Annotated in this window: 17 protein-coding genes and 1 pseudogene; 16 read left to right on the top strand and 2 right to left on the bottom strand. The window is 64.3% G+C overall.

All coding sequences use genetic code 11. The features are described from left to right. Nucleotides 1-198: 198 nt before the first annotated feature. From EV641_RS27580 to EV641_RS27510, 15 genes are all read left to right on the top strand, one after another. Nucleotides 199-1,686, top strand: a complete 1,488-nt coding sequence (locus EV641_RS27580; protein WP_241997512.1) for an aldehyde dehydrogenase family protein — start codon at nucleotides 199-201, stop codon at nucleotides 1,684-1,686. A 26-nt stretch (nucleotides 1,687-1,712) separates the two neighbouring features. Further along, entirely contained in the window at nucleotides 1,713-2,825 is a 1,113-nt protein-coding gene (locus tag EV641_RS27575; RefSeq protein ID WP_105417685.1) for an NDMA-dependent alcohol dehydrogenase, read from the top strand. A gap of 211 nt (nucleotides 2,826-3,036) precedes the next feature. After that, entirely contained in the window at nucleotides 3,037-4,215 is a 1,179-nt protein-coding gene (locus EV641_RS27570; protein ID WP_241997511.1) for a thiolase family protein, read from the top strand. Further along, nucleotides 4,212-4,616 (top strand): Zn-ribbon domain-containing OB-fold protein, encoded by a 405-nt coding sequence (locus tag EV641_RS27565; RefSeq protein WP_054713540.1) that lies wholly within the window; start codon nucleotides 4,212-4,214, stop codon nucleotides 4,614-4,616. Before EV641_RS27570 ends, EV641_RS27565 begins: the two co-directional genes overlap by 4 nt. Further along, entirely contained in the window at nucleotides 4,613-5,746 is a 1,134-nt protein-coding gene (locus EV641_RS27560) for a CaiB/BaiF CoA-transferase family protein (RefSeq protein WP_054713541.1), read from the top strand. The genes EV641_RS27565 and EV641_RS27560 overlap by 4 nt, the downstream gene beginning before the upstream one ends. After that, the gene (locus tag EV641_RS27555; protein WP_158289224.1) at nucleotides 5,746-6,681 is read left to right on the top strand and encodes an SMP-30/gluconolactonase/LRE family protein; all 936 of its coding nucleotides are present in this window, start codon (nucleotides 5,746-5,748) and stop codon (nucleotides 6,679-6,681) included. Before EV641_RS27560 ends, EV641_RS27555 begins: the two co-directional genes overlap by 1 nt. After that, nucleotides 6,678-8,360 carry an AMP-binding protein gene (locus EV641_RS27550; RefSeq protein ID WP_132476500.1) on the top strand — a complete coding sequence of 561 codons (1,683 nt, stop codon included), beginning with the start codon at nucleotides 6,678-6,680 and terminating at the stop codon, nucleotides 8,358-8,360. Before EV641_RS27555 ends, EV641_RS27550 begins: the two co-directional genes overlap by 4 nt. Before the next feature lie 5 nt (nucleotides 8,361-8,365). Continuing rightward, nucleotides 8,366-9,532, top strand: coding sequence for an acyl-CoA dehydrogenase family protein (locus EV641_RS27545; protein WP_132476497.1), 1,167 nt, complete (start codon nucleotides 8,366-8,368; stop codon nucleotides 9,530-9,532). A gap of 3 nt (nucleotides 9,533-9,535) precedes the next feature. After that, nucleotides 9,536-9,928 carry an OB-fold domain-containing protein gene (locus EV641_RS27540; RefSeq protein ID WP_132476494.1) on the top strand — a complete coding sequence of 131 codons (393 nt, stop codon included), beginning with the start codon at nucleotides 9,536-9,538 and terminating at the stop codon, nucleotides 9,926-9,928. Next, nucleotides 9,925-11,070: a thiolase family protein gene (locus EV641_RS27535; protein ID WP_132476491.1), complete on the top strand. Its 1,146-nt coding sequence runs from the start codon at nucleotides 9,925-9,927 to the stop codon at nucleotides 11,068-11,070. The genes EV641_RS27540 and EV641_RS27535 overlap by 4 nt, the downstream gene beginning before the upstream one ends. Then, the gene (locus EV641_RS27530; RefSeq protein ID WP_132476488.1) at nucleotides 11,067-11,564 is read left to right on the top strand and encodes a hypothetical protein; all 498 of its coding nucleotides are present in this window, start codon (nucleotides 11,067-11,069) and stop codon (nucleotides 11,562-11,564) included. The genes EV641_RS27535 and EV641_RS27530 overlap by 4 nt, the downstream gene beginning before the upstream one ends. Then, nucleotides 11,561-12,355, top strand: a complete 795-nt coding sequence (locus tag EV641_RS27525; protein WP_132476485.1) for an SDR family NAD(P)-dependent oxidoreductase — start codon at nucleotides 11,561-11,563, stop codon at nucleotides 12,353-12,355. The genes EV641_RS27530 and EV641_RS27525 overlap by 4 nt, the downstream gene beginning before the upstream one ends. Nucleotides 12,356-12,572: 217 nt before the next feature. Continuing rightward, a complete protein-coding gene (locus EV641_RS27520; protein ID WP_054713549.1) occupies nucleotides 12,573-13,067 on the top strand; it encodes a nuclear transport factor 2 family protein in 495 nt (164 codons plus the stop codon). 26 nt (nucleotides 13,068-13,093) lie between these two features. Next, a complete protein-coding gene (locus tag EV641_RS27515) occupies nucleotides 13,094-13,852 on the top strand; it encodes an SDR family oxidoreductase (protein ID WP_054713550.1) in 759 nt (252 codons plus the stop codon). A gap of 318 nt (nucleotides 13,853-14,170) precedes the next feature. Then, on the top strand, nucleotides 14,171-14,938 hold the full coding sequence (locus EV641_RS27510; RefSeq protein WP_158289223.1) for an SDR family oxidoreductase: 768 nt from the start codon (nucleotides 14,171-14,173) through the stop codon (nucleotides 14,936-14,938). 194 nt (nucleotides 14,939-15,132) lie between these two features. On the opposite strand, the gene EV641_RS27505 is transcribed toward EV641_RS27510, so the two are convergent. Together EV641_RS27505 and EV641_RS27500 are read right to left on the bottom strand one after the other, a co-directional pair. Next, a complete protein-coding gene (locus tag EV641_RS27505; protein WP_241997509.1) occupies nucleotides 15,133-15,498 on the bottom strand; it encodes a hypothetical protein in 366 nt (121 codons plus the stop codon). A 208-nt stretch (nucleotides 15,499-15,706) separates the two neighbouring features. After that, the gene (locus tag EV641_RS27500; RefSeq protein WP_054713554.1) at nucleotides 15,707-16,000 is read right to left on the bottom strand and encodes a hypothetical protein; all 294 of its coding nucleotides are present in this window, start codon (nucleotides 15,998-16,000) and stop codon (nucleotides 15,707-15,709) included. 379 nt (nucleotides 16,001-16,379) lie between these two features. Between EV641_RS27500 and EV641_RS27495 the strand changes: the two are divergent. After that, a pseudogene (locus tag EV641_RS27495) lies at nucleotides 16,380-16,856 on the top strand (phosphatidylserine/phosphatidylglycerophosphate/cardiolipin synthase family protein); the annotation flags it as partial. Nucleotides 16,857-17,016: the final 160 nt, after the last annotated feature.

The following is a 17,016-nucleotide window of genomic DNA, read 5'->3' as shown; positions in this document are numbered from 1 at the left end:
CCCACCAGCAGTGGCATCAGATAAATGGCTCTGAACAGGCTCTTCTACAGTCTATGTTTCGCCGAGGCGGCGTAAAGGCCGCGTGTCGGACACGCTGGGCGGTTGGACGAACTCGACTTGAAGCACCTAGATGACGTAACGTGAGTCACACCTGATGTATCACATATCCATTTGAGAGGGACGATGACAATCACCGCATTGACTGATCACCTTCTGTCCTCCGCTGTCGTCGAGCGTCTTCAGACCGCTCCGCACGTTTTCATCGACGGCGAACGACGCTCAGCGCTCAGCGGAGAGGAGATACCCGTCTTCGACCCGGCAACCGGCCGCCAGATTGCGGTTGCGGCGTCCGGTGGGGCGGACGATGTCGCCGACGCGGTCGATGCCGCCCGGCGCGCCTTCACCGAGTCCGCCCCGTGGCGGCAGATGAGTCCGCTAGACCGCGGACGCATCCTCCACCGCATCGGCGATCTGATCTACCGGCACGCCGACGACTTCGCCCAGCTCGAGGTCCTTGATGCAGGGAAGGTTCTCGGCGCAGCACGAAACATCGATGTCGAGTTCGCCGCGCGGGCGTTTCACTACTACGCCGGCTGGCCGACCAAGATCGTCGGTTCGACCGTCCCGGTGTCTCATCCCAACATTCACGTACGCACCGAACTCGAACCGGTCGGAGTGGTGGGCGCGATCACCGCGTGGAACTTCCCACTTCTGCTGTGCGGATGGAAGATCGGTCCCGCCCTTGCGTCCGGGTGCACGATGGTCCTCAAGCCTTCCGAGGAAACACCCCTGTCGGCGCTGTGGCTGGCGGAGCTGGCCATCGAGGCCGGACTGCCCCCCGGCGTGCTCAACGTCGTGCCGGGCACAGGCGGCACCGCTGGTCAAGCACTGGTCACCCATCCCGGGGTCAATAAACTCACGTTCACCGGTTCGACGAAGGTCGGCAAGCACATCGCCCGCCAAGCTGCAGACGACGTCAAACGGGTGACCCTGGAACTGGGCGGCAAGTCCGCCAACATCATCCTCCCCGATGCCGATGTGGAGGAGGCGGTGACCGGTTCCGCGGGTGGGATCTTCTGGCACTCCGGCCAGACCTGCAGTGCCCCGTCCCGTTTGTTCGTTCACAATGACATTCACGACGAGGTAGTCGAGCAGCTCACCTCGATTGCAGGGCAGTTGAGGATTGGACACGGAATCGACGAGGGCGTCGACTTCGGGCCCCTGGCCAACGGTGCGCAACTCGAGCGCGTCCAGGGATACGTCCAACGGGCAAAGGACGAGGGCGCCACGGTCTATCAGCCCGCGCAGGTTCCCGCCGATCTGACCGGACACTTCTACCCCCCGACGATCATCGCCAACGTGACCGACGACATGGAATGTGTCCGCGAGGAAATCTTCGGTCCGGTCCTCGTGGTTCTTGCCTTCGACCACATCGACGAGGTCATCGAACGAGCAAATGCCAGCGACTACGGTTTAGCCGCGGGTATCTGGACGAAGAACGTGAACACTGTCCAGGCGATGACACGCCGGCTGCAGGCCGGGACCGTCTACGTCAACGGCTGGGGATTGACCGATCCAGCAGCTCCCTTCGGTGGGTTCCACCAGTCCGGCTACGGCCGTGACCTGGGCCCGGACAGCCTCGACGGATACCTGGAAACCAAGTCCGTCTGGACCATGCACAGCTGAATCCCCCTCGAACGATCGGAAGAACAATGAAGACACGCGCTGCCGTACTGACCGCACCCCACGCCCCCTTCGAGATCGTGGAGCTGGACATCGACGATCCCGGCCCCGGGGAGGTCATGTTGCGGATGTCTGCGGCCGGACTGTGCCATTCGGATCTGCACATGATGGACGGCGATCTAGCCGTGCGCTATCCGATGGTGGGCGGACACGAAGCAGCGGGCATCGTCGAGAAGATCGGCCCCGGAGTGAAGAAGGTCGTGGTCGGTGACCATGTCGTCTGCAGCTTCACACCGAGTTGCGGCATCTGCCGGTACTGCTCGACCGGGCGCCAGAACCTCTGCGATGCCGGATCCACAATTCTCGAGGGCAGCATGCCGGACGGCACTTTCCGGCTGCACAAGGACGGCACCGACTACAGCGCCTTCTGCATGCTCGGGGCGTTCTCCGAATTCGCCACCGTGTCCGAGTACTCGGTCGTCAAGGTCGACGACTGGCTTCCACTCGACAGCGCGGTGCTCGTCGGGTGCGGCGTCCCGACCGGATGGGGCACCGCAGTCAACGCCGGCAACGTTCGCCCCGGAGACACCACCGTCATCTACGGGATCGGCGGACTGGGCACCAACGCGGTCCAGGGTGCGGTGCATGCCGGAGCGAAGTACGTCGTGTGCGTCGACCCGGTCGAATTCAAGCGAGACACCGCGCTCAAATTCGGCGCGACCCATGTCTTCTCCAGCGCCGAGGAAGCACACGAAAAGGTCACCGAACTTACCTGGGGCCAGGGCGCCGACCAGGCTCTCGTGCTCATCGGCACCATGGACGAGGAAACCATTACGGCGGCCTTCAAGGTGATCGGAAAGGGCTCGACAGTGGTGGTCACGGGCGTGTCCAACGCCGCCAACCTCACTGTCCACGTGTCAGGCCAGGAAATGGTGTTCATGGAGAAGACCATCAAGGGCACTCTGTTCGGTTCGTCGAACCCGCAGTACGACATCGTCCGGCTCCTGCGACTCTATGATGCCGGTCAGCTCAAGCTCGACGAGCTCATCACCACCCGCTACACGCTCGACGAGATCAACCAGGGTTATCAGGACTTGCGGGACGGAAAGAACATCCGCGGAATCATCGACTTCTCACTCTGAACGCTCGCCGCGCACTCGGCAGCCTTCCGGTCTCCTGAGGCCGGGAGGCGCCTTGGCTTGCCCGCACCCGGTAAACCCGCCACACCAATCCCCCAGCAACACACTGATTCCCGACCTCATTTACGGGATCCGCCTTCCCTTGCTAAAGCACTGCTGAACATGGCACAGTAAAAGTTGTCCGTACGTATCAGTTATCCAATTTGGAGTTTCAGTGCAGGTACACCGTCGCCCATATCGCGCCGCACTTCGCGCGGCCACCGCGGTGGTCGGGGTCGGCACGACCGAATTCGGCAATCTCACGGGTTCCTCCGCCGACGATTTGGGCTTGGCCGCCCTCGAGGCCGCACTCGACGATGCCGGATTAACCGCGCGCGACCTCGACGGGTTGATCGTGAACCGGGTGAGCAGTTACGAGACGGTGGCCTCGCGGATGGGAATCGAGCCACGCTGGACGGCGCAGCTGCCGGCAGAGGGACGCATGACCGGCATCGCCATCCAGATGGCGGTACTGGCCATAACGACCGGGATGGCCTCCACCATCGCGCTGGTGTACGGCAACAATGGGCGCTCGGGTGGGCACACCTATGGAGGCGGCGGCGCGAGCGCCAGCGCGGCCGCCGAGGGATACGGCACCAATCCGGCGCTGACCTTGCCGTACGGGATGACCTCGCCCGGAGCCTTTTACGCGATGATGTTCCAGCGGCACTGTGCGCAGTACGGCACCACTGCCGAACAGCTGGCGCAGGTCGCGGTCACCCTGCGAGACCACGCATCGCTGAATCCCCACGCCGTGTTCAAAGATCCCATCTCACGCGAGATCTACCTCGAGTCCCGATTCATCGTCGAACCGTTGAAGATCTACGACTACTGCCTGATCAACGACGGCGGGGTGGCCATGATCCTCACCTCGGCGGACCGGGCCCGCGACTGCGCTCAACCGCCCGTGCATGTCCTGGGGTTCGGACAACAAGGGCAGCTACGCAACTCCGATTTCCCCCCGGACGACTTCTGGCGCGAGGCGATCGCCACCGCAGGGCAGCAGGCGTACACAATGGCCGATTGCAGCCGGGCCGACGTCGACGTCCTGATGGCCTACGACAACTTCAGCCCCAATGTGCTTTTCACCCTGGAGGGCCTCGGATTCTGTGCACCCGGCGAGTCCGGAGCATGGATCCAGGACGGCCGAATCGGGCTGCGCGGTGAGCTGCCGATCAACACCTCCGGCGGTCATCTGTCGGAAAGCTACATGCAAGGGTGGGGGTTGAACGTCGAGGCCGTCCGCCAGCTGAGGAGAACCTGCGGAGACCGCCAGGTACAGGATGCGACCATCGCCCAATACCTGTGCGCCGCTCCCGTAGTGACCTCAGTCGTGTACGGAGCGCAGGCATGAACCCCCGCTATCTGTTGACCGCCCACCTCGAGGGACTGGCCCGCCGCGAGCTGTTGATCAGCGCATGCGCGGCCTGCGGAACCCAGCAGTTCCCCCCGAAAGCGGTCTGCACTCGATGCGGAAGCACGGAGATCCCCTGGTGGAACCGGGTGAGCGGCGAGGGACAGTTGTGGACGTATGCAACCTTCCACAAGACCTACCTGACCGGTTTCCATCTGCCGAGCCCGTACGTCGTCGCAGTCATCGAACTCGACGAGGGCGCCAAGATTTACGGAAACCTCGCCGGAGTGCCAACGTCCACCTCGCTCCGGATCGGGCAGCGAGTCCGCGCCGAATTCACCACCACCGACGACGGAGAGTCACACCTGATCTTCGTCCCAGCCGACAAGGAAGGCACATGACCCACACAGCCCCCTCTCGCGGCCCGCTCCGTGGACTGCGCGTTGTCGAGATCGCCGCGCTCGGGTCGGCACCGTTCGCCGCGATGATGCTCGCCGACGCCGGCGCGGAAGTTCTGCGCATCAACCGGCCCGGCCAGAACACACACGACGTCGGCATCCTCGGTCGAGGCCGGGCCGGCGAACTGAGTCTCGATTTGAAGGACCCACACGAACGCGACCGTGCTCTCGATGCCATCGGACACGCCGACGTGCTCATCGAAGGATTCCGGCCGGGTGTGATGGAACGTCTTGGCCTGGGGCCTGACATCTGTCTAGGACGAAATCCTGCATTGATCTACGCCAGAATGACCGGCTGGGGGCAGGAGGGACCGCTCGCGAATACCGCTGGGCACGATATCAACTATCTCGCGCTGACCGGTGCCCTCCGGTCCATCACCCGCCAAGGGGAAGTTCCCGTTCCGCCGCTCAACCTCGTCGGTGATTACGGCGGCGGCGGAATGCTCCTGGTCACAGGAATACTCGCCGCGCTCTACGAGCGCGTGACGAGCAATGTCGGTCAGGTCGTCGACGCCGCGATGATCGACGGAACCAGCTTGCTGATGAGCGGTATCTGGAATCGGAAGTCCACCGGGAACTGGTCGAGCGAACCCGGCACGAATAGCATCGACAGCGGTTCGCACTTCTACAACGTCTACCGAACCGCGGACGACGCTTTCATGGCCGTGGGCAGTATCGAGCCGCAGTTCTACCAGCGGCTGCTCCGCGGTCTCGGACTCGCCGACGCCGACCTGCCGGCACAACAGGACCGGGCGCAGTGGCCGGCCATGAAGGATCGGTTCGCGAGTATCTTCCGGACGAGAACCCGCGAAGAATGGACGGTGGTCTTCACCGAACTCGACGCGTGCGTATCCCCCGTCCTCACGCTCGACGAGGCGGTGACCGACCCGCACATGCAGTCCCGGGGCACCCTCCTCCGGGAGGATTGCGTCGAACCGGCGCCCGCTCCCCGATACAGCAGAACACCGGGCGCCGCCAACGGCGGCGAGAGCAAGCCCGCAGAGACCTTGATGACGCAGTGGGCCTCGACCATCTGCGCGACGGCGGCGACGACCAGAACAGGACAGCACTGATGGCGGCACCCTCGATCACCACCAGAACGGTCGACAACGGCCTGACCCTCGCCGAGAACATCGGCTTTACCGAGGGACCGGTGTGGACCACCGACGGCCGATTGTTCGTCACGAGTGTCAGCCGCGGCGCGCTGTACGAGGGCTTCCTCGACGGTCGCCCGGCTGTGGCGGCCGCCGAAACTGGTGGCGGACCGAACGGCATGACGCTCGGCTACGACGGGCAACTGTGGATCACCCAGAATGGTGGCGACGTGATGCCTACCCGATCACAGCTGCCGGTCTCTCCGTCCATCCAAGTCTGGGACTACCGTGCTTCCACCACGCCGAGCACCCTCTTCAGCGGAACAGTAGACGCCCCGTCGGACTGCACGTTCGGGCCGGACGGCGCCCTCTGGTTCACCGACCCAAACGGACACGGCTTCGGCGACGCGGCCCTGCCAGGTCGCGTCTGGAGATACGATCCCGCGGCCGATCACGCAACGGTCGTTCTCGACGACGTCTTCTTCCCCAATGGCATCGCGTTCGGGCCCTACCCGGAACACCTGTACGTCGCCGAGACCGCCCGAAACCGGGTACGCCGCTACCTGGTCACAGCATCGACCGCGACCGTCGATCATGACTTCCCGGAGATCACCGTCCCAACCCCCGACGGCATCACCATCGACGCGCAGGGCGGGCTGTGGGTGGCGGGCAGTAAATCGGGAACCGTCACCTACTTCGACCCGGCCGGGCAGATGCGCGAGCAGTTGGCGATCGGTGAAGGAACGATGCCCACCAGCGTCTGCTTCGCCGGCGACGCGCTCGACCGTCTCATTGTCACCGTCGCCAAGGGCGGGCGCGTACTCGCCTTTCCCGTCGAAATCCCCGGCTTACCCACCCCGCCTGCAGCTGACCCAATCGTCTCATCGCCTGCACAACCCGAGGAACCCCAATGACCGCATCAGCTCCTACCGCACACACCTGGGGGGCATTGCTGCACGAAATGGCCGACCGCTTCCCCACCCGCGCCGCGATCTCTTTCGAAGGCACCGATGTCACCTTCGCCGAGCTCGATCACGAGGTCAGCCGATGGTCGAAGGCACTGCTAGCCATAGGGATCGGCCGCGGTGACTCGATCGCCATCTTGGCAGGTAACCGACCCGAATGGCTGTACACCGCGATGGCCGGGGCCCGGATAGGCGCCGCCGTCGTGCCGATCAACACCTGGTACAAGACCGATGAGCTCTCGTACGCGCTCGACCACGGCGATGTGAAAGCCCTGCTGTTCTTCGACCGGCTGCGCGGCACGGACTATGTGCCCATCGTCGCGGGCACCGTCGCGGCGTCCACCAAGGAACCCGGCACCGACGGCGTACTCCACGACACAGCATTGCCGGCGTTGCGCCAGGTCGTCGAGCTCGGAGAGCACCGCCTCCCGGCTGCGGTACCGCTACACCAGTTCCTCGGGCGCGGAGAACAGATCAGCGATGGGGTACTGGCCGGAGCCGAAGCCGCTGTCGAACCGGACGACCTCGTGTACCTCATCTACACCAGTGGCAGCACGGCCCGACCGAAGTGTGTCGCGCTCGAACACCACCACGCCATCGTTAATACCTTCAACATCGGCGAACGGCAGGCGCTCGACGAGCAGGACCGGTCCTTTCTCGCGACGCCGCTGTTCTACGGACTCGGCATCGTCCAGGCACTCGGCGCGACCTGGACCCACGGCGCGTGCGTGGTTCTCATGGAGGTGTACGAACCCGGCAGAGCCCTCGAACTGCTCGAACGTGAACGCTGCACCGCCTACTACGGACTGGGCAACATGACCCGAAGCCTCGTCGACCATCCCGACCGCGCTCGCCGCCAACTCAGCCTTCGCAAGGGTGTCCTCGGCCTGAGCAAAGCCGACCGCCAACTCGCCCGTGCCGAACTCGGCCTGACCCTGGGTACCAGCATCTACGGATTGACCGAGTCCTACGGGTTGTGCGCGCTGACCGATGCCCACGACCCCGTCGAGCGGGCCGAGGGCACCATCGGCCGCCCCCTCCCCGACTGGGACATCCGCATCGCCGACCCGGAAACCGACGACCCGCTACCGGCCGGTGAAATCGGACAGATCCTGATCCGCGGACACGTCATGCGCGGGTACTACAAGGATCCCGACCGCAATCGCGAGGTCATGACAACCGACGGCTTCTTCCGCACCGGCGACCTCGGATACCTGGACGAGCACGGGTACCTGCACTTCCACTCCCGACTCTCGGAGATGATGAAACCCGGCGGCATCAACGTCAGCCCCCTCGAAGTAGAGCTACTGGTCGGGGAGATCGCCGGCGTCCGTGAAGTGCATGCCGTAGGCATCCCCGACATCGTCCGCGGTGAGGCGATCGTCGTCTTCGTCGACGCCGACCGCGACGACGTCACCCTCACCCGGATCCAGGACCACGTCCGCAGCAAGGCCGCCAAATACAAAGCCCCGCACCATGTGATCTACGGAACCAGCGCCGGCTTCCCGCGGGTCGCCAGCGGCAAGGTACCCAAGGCCCGGCTACGCGAACGTGCGCTCATCGAACTCGGGCTCGACGCCACCGGGATGCCCACCCCGTCGGTTCCCACTCCGCTCGCCGACCACTGACACGGATGGACTCTCACGTGAATTTCGACCTCCCCGAGGAAGAACAACTCCTCATCCAGACTGTCCGTGACTTCATCGACCGCGATGTGAAGCCTGTCGTGAACGAGATGGAACACCAGAACGAGTACCCCGAGAAATTCATCGAACAGATGAAGGAAATCGGCATCTACGGGCTGGCCGTTCCCGAAGAATTCGGGGGCGCCCCGGTCTCGATGCCGTGCTATGTCCGGGTCACCGAGGAACTCTCGCGCGGCTGGATGAGCTTGGCCGGCGCGATGGGCGGTCATACCGTCGTCGCGAAGCTGCTCACCACCTTCGGAACCGCCGAGCAGAAGGCCACCTACCTTCCGCGGATGGCCACCGGCGAACTGCGCGCGACCATGGCCCTGACCGAGCCCGGCGGCGGCTCCGACCTCCAGGCGATGCGTACCCATGCACGCCTCGACGGGCACGACTACCTCGTCAACGGTTCGAAGACCTGGATCAGCAATGCACGCCGGTCCGGGCTCATCGCCCTGCTCTGCAAGACCGACCCCCAGGCCACCCCGAAGCACAAGGGCATCTCCATCCTGCTCGTCGAGCACGGCCCCGGTCTGGCCGTCTCGCGGGATCTCCCCAAGCTCGGATACAAGGGGGTGGAGACCTGCGAGATCTCCTTCGACAACTTCCGAGTTCCCTCGTCGGCGGTACTCGGCGGCGTCGAGGGACACGGTTTCGCCCAAATGATGAAGGGCCTCGAGACCGGTCGGATCCAGGTCGCCTCCCGCGCCCTCGGTGTCGGCCGCGCCGCGCTCGAAGACGCACTGCGATACGCACAGGATCGACAGTCATTCGGTAAGCCGATCTGGAAGCATCAGGCCATCGGTCACCAACTCGCCGACATGGCAACCAAACTCACCGCCGCCCGTCAGCTGACCCTGTTCGCGGCCAGTCGATTCGACGCCGGGCTCCGCTGTGACATGGAGGCGGGAATGGCGAAGTTGTTCGCCTCCGAGACAGCGATGGAGGTCGCGTTGTCCGCGCTGCGCATCCACGGCGGATACGGCTACTCGACCGAGTACGACATCGAGCGGTACTTCCGCGACGCCCCACTGATGATCGTCGGTGAGGGCACCAACGAAATCCAGAAGAACGTCATTGCAGCGCAGCTAGTTCAGAGAGGCGGAATGTAGACCATGACTTCCACAGGTTCACCACTGAGAAGTGATGTCGTCAGTTTGGAGCCGCAGGGCATCAAGGGTGTCGCCTGCCGGGTGTGCAGCCGACGCTCGTTCCCGGAGCGGCCACTGTGCCCCCATTGCGGGGCTGACGCCGTCGACAACGTCATGATGGCCGGCCGAGGTCGAATCGTCAGTTGGACCGTCGTGCACCAAGCCCCGCCCCCGTTGCAGACGCCGTACACCCTGGTGACCGTCGATCTCGACGACGGGGTCCGATTGTTGGGCGCGGCGACAGGTGCCGTCGAGATCGACGACGAAGTAGCTGTCGAGTTGTTCACATTGAAGGCCGATTCCTCCGGAGAACCACTGTGGTGGTACCGCTTCCGGGGCACCGAGGAGAACCGATGAGCGAGACCTACATCGCCGGCGCCGGCATGGTGCGATTCGGCAAGTACCCCGTCGACGTCACGTTCGAGAAACTTGCTGTGGGCGCTGCGCGAGAAGCAATGTCCGATGCGGGCGTGAGCACCAAGGACATCGAATCCGTCTACGTCGGGCATGTCTTCGGCGGCCCGGTCGCCGGCCAACGCGTCGCGGCGCAAATGGGCCTCGGCGGACTTCCCGTCTCCAACCACGAAAATTACTGTGCCAGCGGGGCCACCGCGATCCGCGAAGCCTGGATCGCGATCAAGGCCGGCCTGTACGACATCGTGCTGGTCATCGGTGCGGAGAAGATGACCGACCGTGTCTCCGGTGGGGTCATGCCCGACCCCACGGACCTCGATGCCATCAACGGCCTTGTCATGGCCGCCAATCACGGGATGAGCGCTCGGCGGTACATGTCCGACCACGGTGCCACCCGCGAGCAGATTGCCGCGGTGGCCGTGAAAAATCACGCCCACTCGGTGCACAACCCGTTCGCTCAATACCAGCGGCCGATCAGTTTGCAGGAAGTCGTCGACGCCCGCACCATCGCCGATCCACTGGGACTGCTCGATTGCAGTCCCATCAGCGACGGCGCCGCCGCGGTGGTGCTGTGCAGTGCTGCCGGCCTCGCCAAACTCGGGCGATCATCGGCTCCACGCGTCGCCGGCTGCGCCCTGGTCAGCGGCAAGATCGTCACTGCCGACACCAACCTCAACGACGAGGACGTGTCCCGCCGTGCGGGCGAACAGGCCTGGGACATCACCGGCTACGGGCCCGACGACGTCGACCTGGTAGAAATGCACGACTGCTTCACGATCGCCGAGATCGTCCGCCTGGAAGGCCTCGGCGTCGTCCCCGTCGGCGAGGGCGGTAGGTGGGCCGAGAACGGTAACACCTCGATCGGCGGCAAACTCCCCGTCAATGCCAGCGGTGGCCTCCTCAGTCGTGGACACCCGGTGGGTGCCACCGGTGTCGCGCAAATCTGCGAGCTCACCTGGCAACTCACTGACCGTGCCGGTCAACGGCAGGTCGACAAGGCGAATATCGGGCTTGCCTACTGCAAGGGGGGCACCGTCAGCGGCACCGACGGCGGCTCTGTCACAGTACTGCTGGTGACGCGATGACCACCTCGACGTTCACCACGATCGATCTCGCCGGCACCACCCAGCCCGCCCGCGCACCCGCCTCCTCGGTCGTGGTGCTCGTCTACCGCGGCACAGAGAGTGACCAGACGATCGACACCGCGGACCTCGAGCGGGCGGTGGCGCATCCGCTGATGGCTGCTTTTTCCGCCGTTCAGCATCACTGGCCGGCCATCACCGACGCACGCCATCGCGGCCGGGTGGTCGTCCTCGCCCCGGCGACGGCGGCACTGGGAGACCCGCCCAGGCCGTTGGACTGCGCGGTTACCGGGGCTCTGATCAGCTTCGTCCGGTCTGTCGCCATCGAGCTGCAGCGGCACGGCGGCGCCGCGAATGCAGTCTTCTATGACACCGATCCCAACGAACCAGCCGTTACCGAGCTGATCGCGGCGCTCACCGCCGAGCATGCCGGTGCGGTGACCGGTCAGGAAATATACGCCGCCAACGGCACCGACCTCGGAAGGCTGCACCCATGAGCTCCGACGAACAGAGAGTTGCAGAACGGCCTCGAGTCGCCTTCATCACCGGTGCTGCGGGCGGTATCGGGCGAGGCATCGCCGAACACTTGGCCGAACTCGGATACAGCATCAGCCTCTCCGACATCTCCGAAACCGGATTGCGAGCAGTGGCGAAGGACATCACTGAGGCCACCGGTGTCGCTATGTCCACATCCGCCGCGGACCTCGCCGACCGGGAATCCGTGCAAGCCGCGGTCGATGCCACCGTATCTCGGCTCGGTGGGCTCGATGTTCTGGTGAACTGTGCGGGGATCCTCAAGGACGCCCGCATCGAGAAGATGGAGCCCGCGGTCTTCCGGCAGGTTCTCGATGTCAATCTGATCGGAATGTTGACCACCACTGCCGCCGCGTTGCCGGCCCTGCGCAGCTCGGAAACCGGCCGCATCATTTCGCTGACCTCCCGCGCCTGGCTGGGCAACTTCGGCTCCACCAACTACGCCGCCTCCAAGGGCGGGATCGCCGGCGTGAGTAGAAGCCTGTCCCTGGCTCTCGCCGCTGACGGCATCACCGTCAACTGCATTGCGCCCGGGTTCATCGAAACACCGATGTCGAATTCGATGCCCGACGAGATCATCGAGCGGGTGCGTCAATCCATCCCGGTCGGTCGAGTGGGGCAGCCCATCGATGTCGCACGCACGGTTGCGTTCCTCGCCGACGCCAACGCCGGTTACGTGACCGGGCAGAGCATCCCGGTATGCGGAGGACGAAGCATCAGCGGCTCGATGAGGAAAGACACCGTTTCGTCATAACAAGACGGGGGCAGAGAATGGCCAGGGCCGAAGTGTTCAGCGAGTCTCCCGAGGGATGACATCGTCCCGATGCTGCGCATAAACGACGCCCGGCCAGCTAAAGCGAGACGAATGATCACCCGCCACTACATGCTCGACGAGATTGACGGCAACTACGTCTTGGCGACGGCACGATCGTTTACGGCAATCCAACGACCCTAAGGACACGGAGGAAAAGATGCCGCAAGTTACTGACATTGAAGCCCGAATCGACCGCCTTGAAAGCCAACGTGCCATCGAACGCCTCATCGCGAAGTACGCCCATGCCTTTGACCTGCAAGACATCGACATACTGCGCAACATCTGGCACGAAGGCGCCACGCTAAGGCTCGGCGAACCCTTCGGCAACTTCACAGGTGTGGATGCGATCGTAGGCGCGGCCCACCAGCTCTGGTCCCAGAGCCCGCGGATGCATCATTGGATGTCGAACGCTGTGATCGACATCGACGGCGACACTGCCACAGCCACGACCGCGCTCGATTGCTTTGTCACCAACATCGAGTCGGGCCCTACACAGGTGGGCGGTATCTACCACGACCGATTCGAGCGACAAGACGGTCAATGGGGCATGGTCGAGCGTGTCTTCGACCTGCACTACTTCACGCCGATCAAGAGCTGGACGCCGGCGCACGGCAGCGAAACAACTCCGCTGTCTGTGCCTGACCCTCGCTAGTCATACCAAACACGAAAGGCATCAACATGACTACTCCCGTCCAAACAAACGATCTCAGCGGCAAAGTCGCAATCGTCACTGGCGCAGCCAGCGGTATTGGGCGAGCCACCGTAGAATTGTTGGTAGAGCGCGGGGTCCGGGTGGTCGCTGAGGACCGCAACGTTGCCGTCGAGGCGCTAGCTAGCCCGAGCGTCGCCCCGCTGGTCGCCGATGTCACCAACGAGGACAGTGCCCACCGTGCCGTTGCGCTCGCCCAGCAGCGATTCGGCGGGCTCGACATTCTGGTCAACAACGCCGGGATCATCATCAACAAAACCGTCGCCGATATGACACTCGACGCCTGGAATTCCATTCTCGCGGTCAACGCCACGGGCGCATTTCTGCACTCCCGAGAAGCCGTGCGGGCTATGACGCCGCAGAAGTCGGGTGCGATTGTCAACGTCGGTTCCTACGCGTGCTTCCAAGCTTTTCCCACAATCGCTGCATACGCAGCCTCGAAAGGCGCACTCGCCCAGCTGACTCGAGCGCTGTCCCTCGAGGTCATCGAACACGGAATCCGCGTCAACGCCGTCGGGTCGGGCGACGTGATCACCCACATCCTCGACGAGATACACGAAGACGGATCGGGCTTCCTCGCCGAGCACGGCAGCGGGACGCCGATCGGCCGCGCCGCCCAACCACGCGAAATCGCGCAAGTCATCGCATTTCTGGCCTCGGAACAAGCAGCGTATCTCGTGGGATCGATCGTCATGGCCGACGGCGGGATGAGCGTCGCCGCCGGATGATGACCAAGTGCGGAAGGGGGCGGGCCGCCGCCACGTCGAGTCCGTCGCCGAGAACTTGTTGATCCGGAGCTCGATGACACAGAAACCACCGCCCGATTCGTCGTCGCCAGCAGCATCGGTCCGGCGCTCGCTATAGGCCGCGTGCTCGGCCGCTGGAGTGCTTACGCAACCGACCGCCGCGGCACTCCCCGCTACGGCGCATCCGCACTCATAGCCAACCCAACTCCAGCTATCTCGACACCCGAGGGCAACCGGTCGCACTCCTAACAGCGCTAGCCACCCTTCCTCGACTCGATCACCCCTATGGGGAGGAATGTCATGAACTCCAGTCCGTCCACAGACACAACTGCCTCGGCGCCCAACCTGGGCGGCGAGACCGCCATCGTCACCGGGGGCAGCCGCGGCATCGGAGCTGCGATCGTCAAAGCGCTTGTAGGTGCCCGCGCCACTGTCGTGATCGCCGGCGGCTCGGAAAAGCACGGCCGCGACCTGGCCACCAACCTAGGCTGCCACTACTTGCCCCACGACGTCAGCTCCGAACAGTCCTGGGAGACACTCCTCTCCCGTGTCCGCGATGACTTGGGCGACGTCACGATTCTGGTCAACAACGCTGGCGTGCTCGATCCGGGTCACGACATCAGCGAAACCAGCGTAGAGAATTTCGAGCGCCACTACCGCGTCAACCAGCTCGGCGTCTTCCTCGGAATGCGCACAGTGGCAGCAGAGATGAAGCAAAGGGGCTCGGGCTCGATCATCAACCTGTCCTCCATCGGCGGTCACCGCGGCTACGCGAATCAGATCGGCTATTCCACGACTAAGTGGGCGGTACGCGGCATGACAAAATGCGCTGCGGTCGAGCTGGGACCGTATGGGGTGCGCGTAAACTCCGTTGCGCCCGGATTCATCAGCACCACGATGATCGACGTCATGCCAGACGAGCAAATCGATGCAGTCACCCATGCCACTCCGTTGCGGCGGCGTGGCACGGCCGACGAGATCGCGCGGGCAGTTCTGTTTCTCGCATCCTCGGAATGCTCGTTCATGAATGGCACCGAACTGGTCGTTGATGGAGGTTTGTCGCTCTAGCTGTATGAGGTCGCATGACAGTTCTATCGTTAGCGACCAATGGCCTCGGTCACGGTACAGAGACTCGGGTTCCCTCAGCCCGAGCGGCGTATGCACACCGGTGGTCGGGGACATGTAGCGGAGCCGTCACTGCTGTGTTCCGGTCGCGACAATGCCGTCGCCGCAGCTACTGGGTCTCGCAGCCGGAGCCAGCGCTAAGGATTCGATCCGAAATTCCCTGGAACGATCGAGCGGCGCGGCGGCGGAACTTGCCGCAGTAGTCGCAGTGCGGGGTGTCCGGGCGAGTCCAGCCGTCCAGGTTCTGGCCCGGTGCGCAGAAGCTCACGTAACCGGCTTCCTCCTCGACGAGGCCGGGCGACGAACACCCAGCCGTCGAACCCGATCTGCGGGGCGGACAGGGTCAGGTGCACCCGCTGCTGTGCGGTGGTGATGCCGAGGGCGTTGGTCTCCTCGTGGGTGTAGGGGTCGAGGACGTAGGTGAACCGTTCGACGATGTTGGTGTGCGCCAGGCGGGTGTTGACCTTGTCGATCTGCGCCAGCGCGGCCGGCAGGTTGGTCATCGGCGGGTCGTACATCACGGCTCCCCCATCCGTCGCGGTCCCACTACTCCATCCCCTGACAATTCGGCATTGCAATGTTGCAACCCGGGAGGGAACCGGCCACCGATCAGCACCGGATACACGCACCGGCCCGGAACCGGACGCGCCCCGCATCGGCATCGATGCGGGGCACTCACCCTCAAGAGGGGAGGGCGGAGGCTGCTGTCGGTTACCCGCGGGAGAGTCCGGGCTGGATCTGGATCTGCCCGGGGTTGGCCTTGGTCTTGCCGACCGTCCATTCGCCGTCCGCACCGCACACCAGAGCGCCATTGCGGTCGCCGGGCTTGCCGTATGTCACCGTCTCATTTCCGTTCGAGTCCGTGTTCACGATCGGGCACGGACCACCGGTGGGACCGTTCGGGCCGATCGGCTCGGCCTGAGCGACGGACGCTGCCCCGGCCGCACTCAGGACCGTAAAGGCAGTGAAGGCGATGGCGGTAAAGGTTCGGCGGGCGTTGATCATTCATTCGCTCCTGAGGATGTCGGGGAAGTGCGTCGGTGACAGAGACAACTCTGCCCACTCCAGCGCCCGAACTGAAGCAACCCCAGGGGGCCCGTTCACCCACCCCAGGCGTGGACGCACCCCACCCCGACACAGGTCAACCTCGACGTATTCGGCCTCGGCATGCATGGGTGGTACCGAGCACCCGAACCGAATCGACCGATGACCGCGCCCGTCACGGCAACCCCCTCACACCAGTAACGGGCTGTGCGAATCGGTCCCCGCGGAAAGGGACGTGTCATCTTCACAGGTCAGCGGCCTGAATCCACTGCACTGTCTGTGAGCCCGCCGATCGCGGATCCACCCAACCGGGTGTTCACACCCGCTACCGTTTCCGGGTATGGGGACCACGTTCCACGGGCCGAGTCCGTGGCCGCACATCACCCGCGCGATCCGCACGCGCGGTCTCCGGCGTGCTGCGATCGCGCACCTCGGCCAGGACGCGCCCACCCTGCTGCCGCTGCGTGCCGGGGATGTTCTTGTCGTCAACGCCTCCCGCGCCGCGGTGCGCGCCCACGCGACCTCCCCGGTCGCGCTCGCCCACTACGTGGACGCCGGTGTGCGGGTGCTGTCGTCACCGAACCTGCACGCCAACGTGATCGCCACCAGTCGGCGGGCGGTCATCGGCTCCGCGAATGCCTCCCACAGCTCGACGATCGCCGACGAGGCCGTCGTCATCACCGACGATCCGGAGGTCGTCGCCGCCGTCCGGGCGTTCATCGACGGGATCGAGGAGATCACCGAGGTCGACCAGGCGTTCCTCGACAACGCCACCACCGTATGGCAGATCGGTCGGTCGGTGCCGATCCCCGGGGTCGTTTGAGGCTCCCCCCGAACGGTGGACAAGGGGGTTACATCTTTCAGGCGACTTCCACCCGAAGTGAGTTCTCGAACCTGTCGGGACTGAGCATCCCCACAGCAGAGTTCCGTCGAACAGTGTTGTAGAAGACAATCCAATTGTCAACGCCAGCAACAAG

The organism is Rhodococcus sp. SMB37, from assembly GCF_004345605.1.
Lineage (GTDB): Bacteria > Actinomycetota > Actinomycetes > Mycobacteriales > Mycobacteriaceae > Rhodococcus.
Note: the sequence above shows the minus strand (reverse complement) of the source record. Positions and strands in the feature narration are given on the sequence as shown.

What these genes read in the sequence shown, in the direction of transcription:
- EV641_RS27540 (WP_132476494.1), top strand. Translation starts at nt 9,536, where the DNA reads ATGACTTCCACAGGTTCACCACTGAGAAGTGATGTCGTCAGTTTGGAG.
- EV641_RS27535 (WP_132476491.1), top strand. Translation starts at nt 9,925, where the DNA reads ATGAGCGAGACCTACATCGCCGGCGCCGGCATGGTGCGATTCGGCAAG.
- EV641_RS27555 (WP_158289224.1), top strand. Translation starts at nt 5,746, where the DNA reads ATGGCGGCACCCTCGATCACCACCAGAACGGTCGACAACGGCCTGACC.
- EV641_RS27545 (WP_132476497.1), top strand. Translation starts at nt 8,366, where the DNA reads ATGGACTCTCACGTGAATTTCGACCTCCCCGAGGAAGAACAACTCCTC.
- EV641_RS27575 (WP_105417685.1), top strand. Translation starts at nt 1,713, where the DNA reads ATGAAGACACGCGCTGCCGTACTGACCGCACCCCACGCCCCCTTCGAG.
- EV641_RS27520 (WP_054713549.1), top strand. Translation starts at nt 12,573, where the DNA reads ATGCCGCAAGTTACTGACATTGAAGCCCGAATCGACCGCCTTGAAAGC.
- EV641_RS27515 (WP_054713550.1), top strand. Translation starts at nt 13,094, where the DNA reads ATGACTACTCCCGTCCAAACAAACGATCTCAGCGGCAAAGTCGCAATC.
- EV641_RS27550 (WP_132476500.1), top strand. Translation starts at nt 6,678, where the DNA reads ATGACCGCATCAGCTCCTACCGCACACACCTGGGGGGCATTGCTGCAC.
- EV641_RS27500 (WP_054713554.1), bottom strand. Translation starts at nt 16,000, where the DNA reads ATGATCAACGCCCGCCGAACCTTTACCGCCATCGCCTTCACTGCCTTT.
- EV641_RS27510 (WP_158289223.1), top strand. Translation starts at nt 14,171, where the DNA reads ATGAACTCCAGTCCGTCCACAGACACAACTGCCTCGGCGCCCAACCTG.
- EV641_RS27560 (WP_054713541.1), top strand. Translation starts at nt 4,613, where the DNA reads ATGACCCACACAGCCCCCTCTCGCGGCCCGCTCCGTGGACTGCGCGTT.
- EV641_RS27565 (WP_054713540.1), top strand. Translation starts at nt 4,212, where the DNA reads ATGAACCCCCGCTATCTGTTGACCGCCCACCTCGAGGGACTGGCCCGC.
- EV641_RS27525 (WP_132476485.1), top strand. Translation starts at nt 11,561, where the DNA reads ATGAGCTCCGACGAACAGAGAGTTGCAGAACGGCCTCGAGTCGCCTTC.
- EV641_RS27505 (WP_241997509.1), bottom strand. Translation starts at nt 15,498, where the DNA reads ATGACCAACCTGCCGGCCGCGCTGGCGCAGATCGACAAGGTCAACACC.
- EV641_RS27530 (WP_132476488.1), top strand. Translation starts at nt 11,067, where the DNA reads ATGACCACCTCGACGTTCACCACGATCGATCTCGCCGGCACCACCCAG.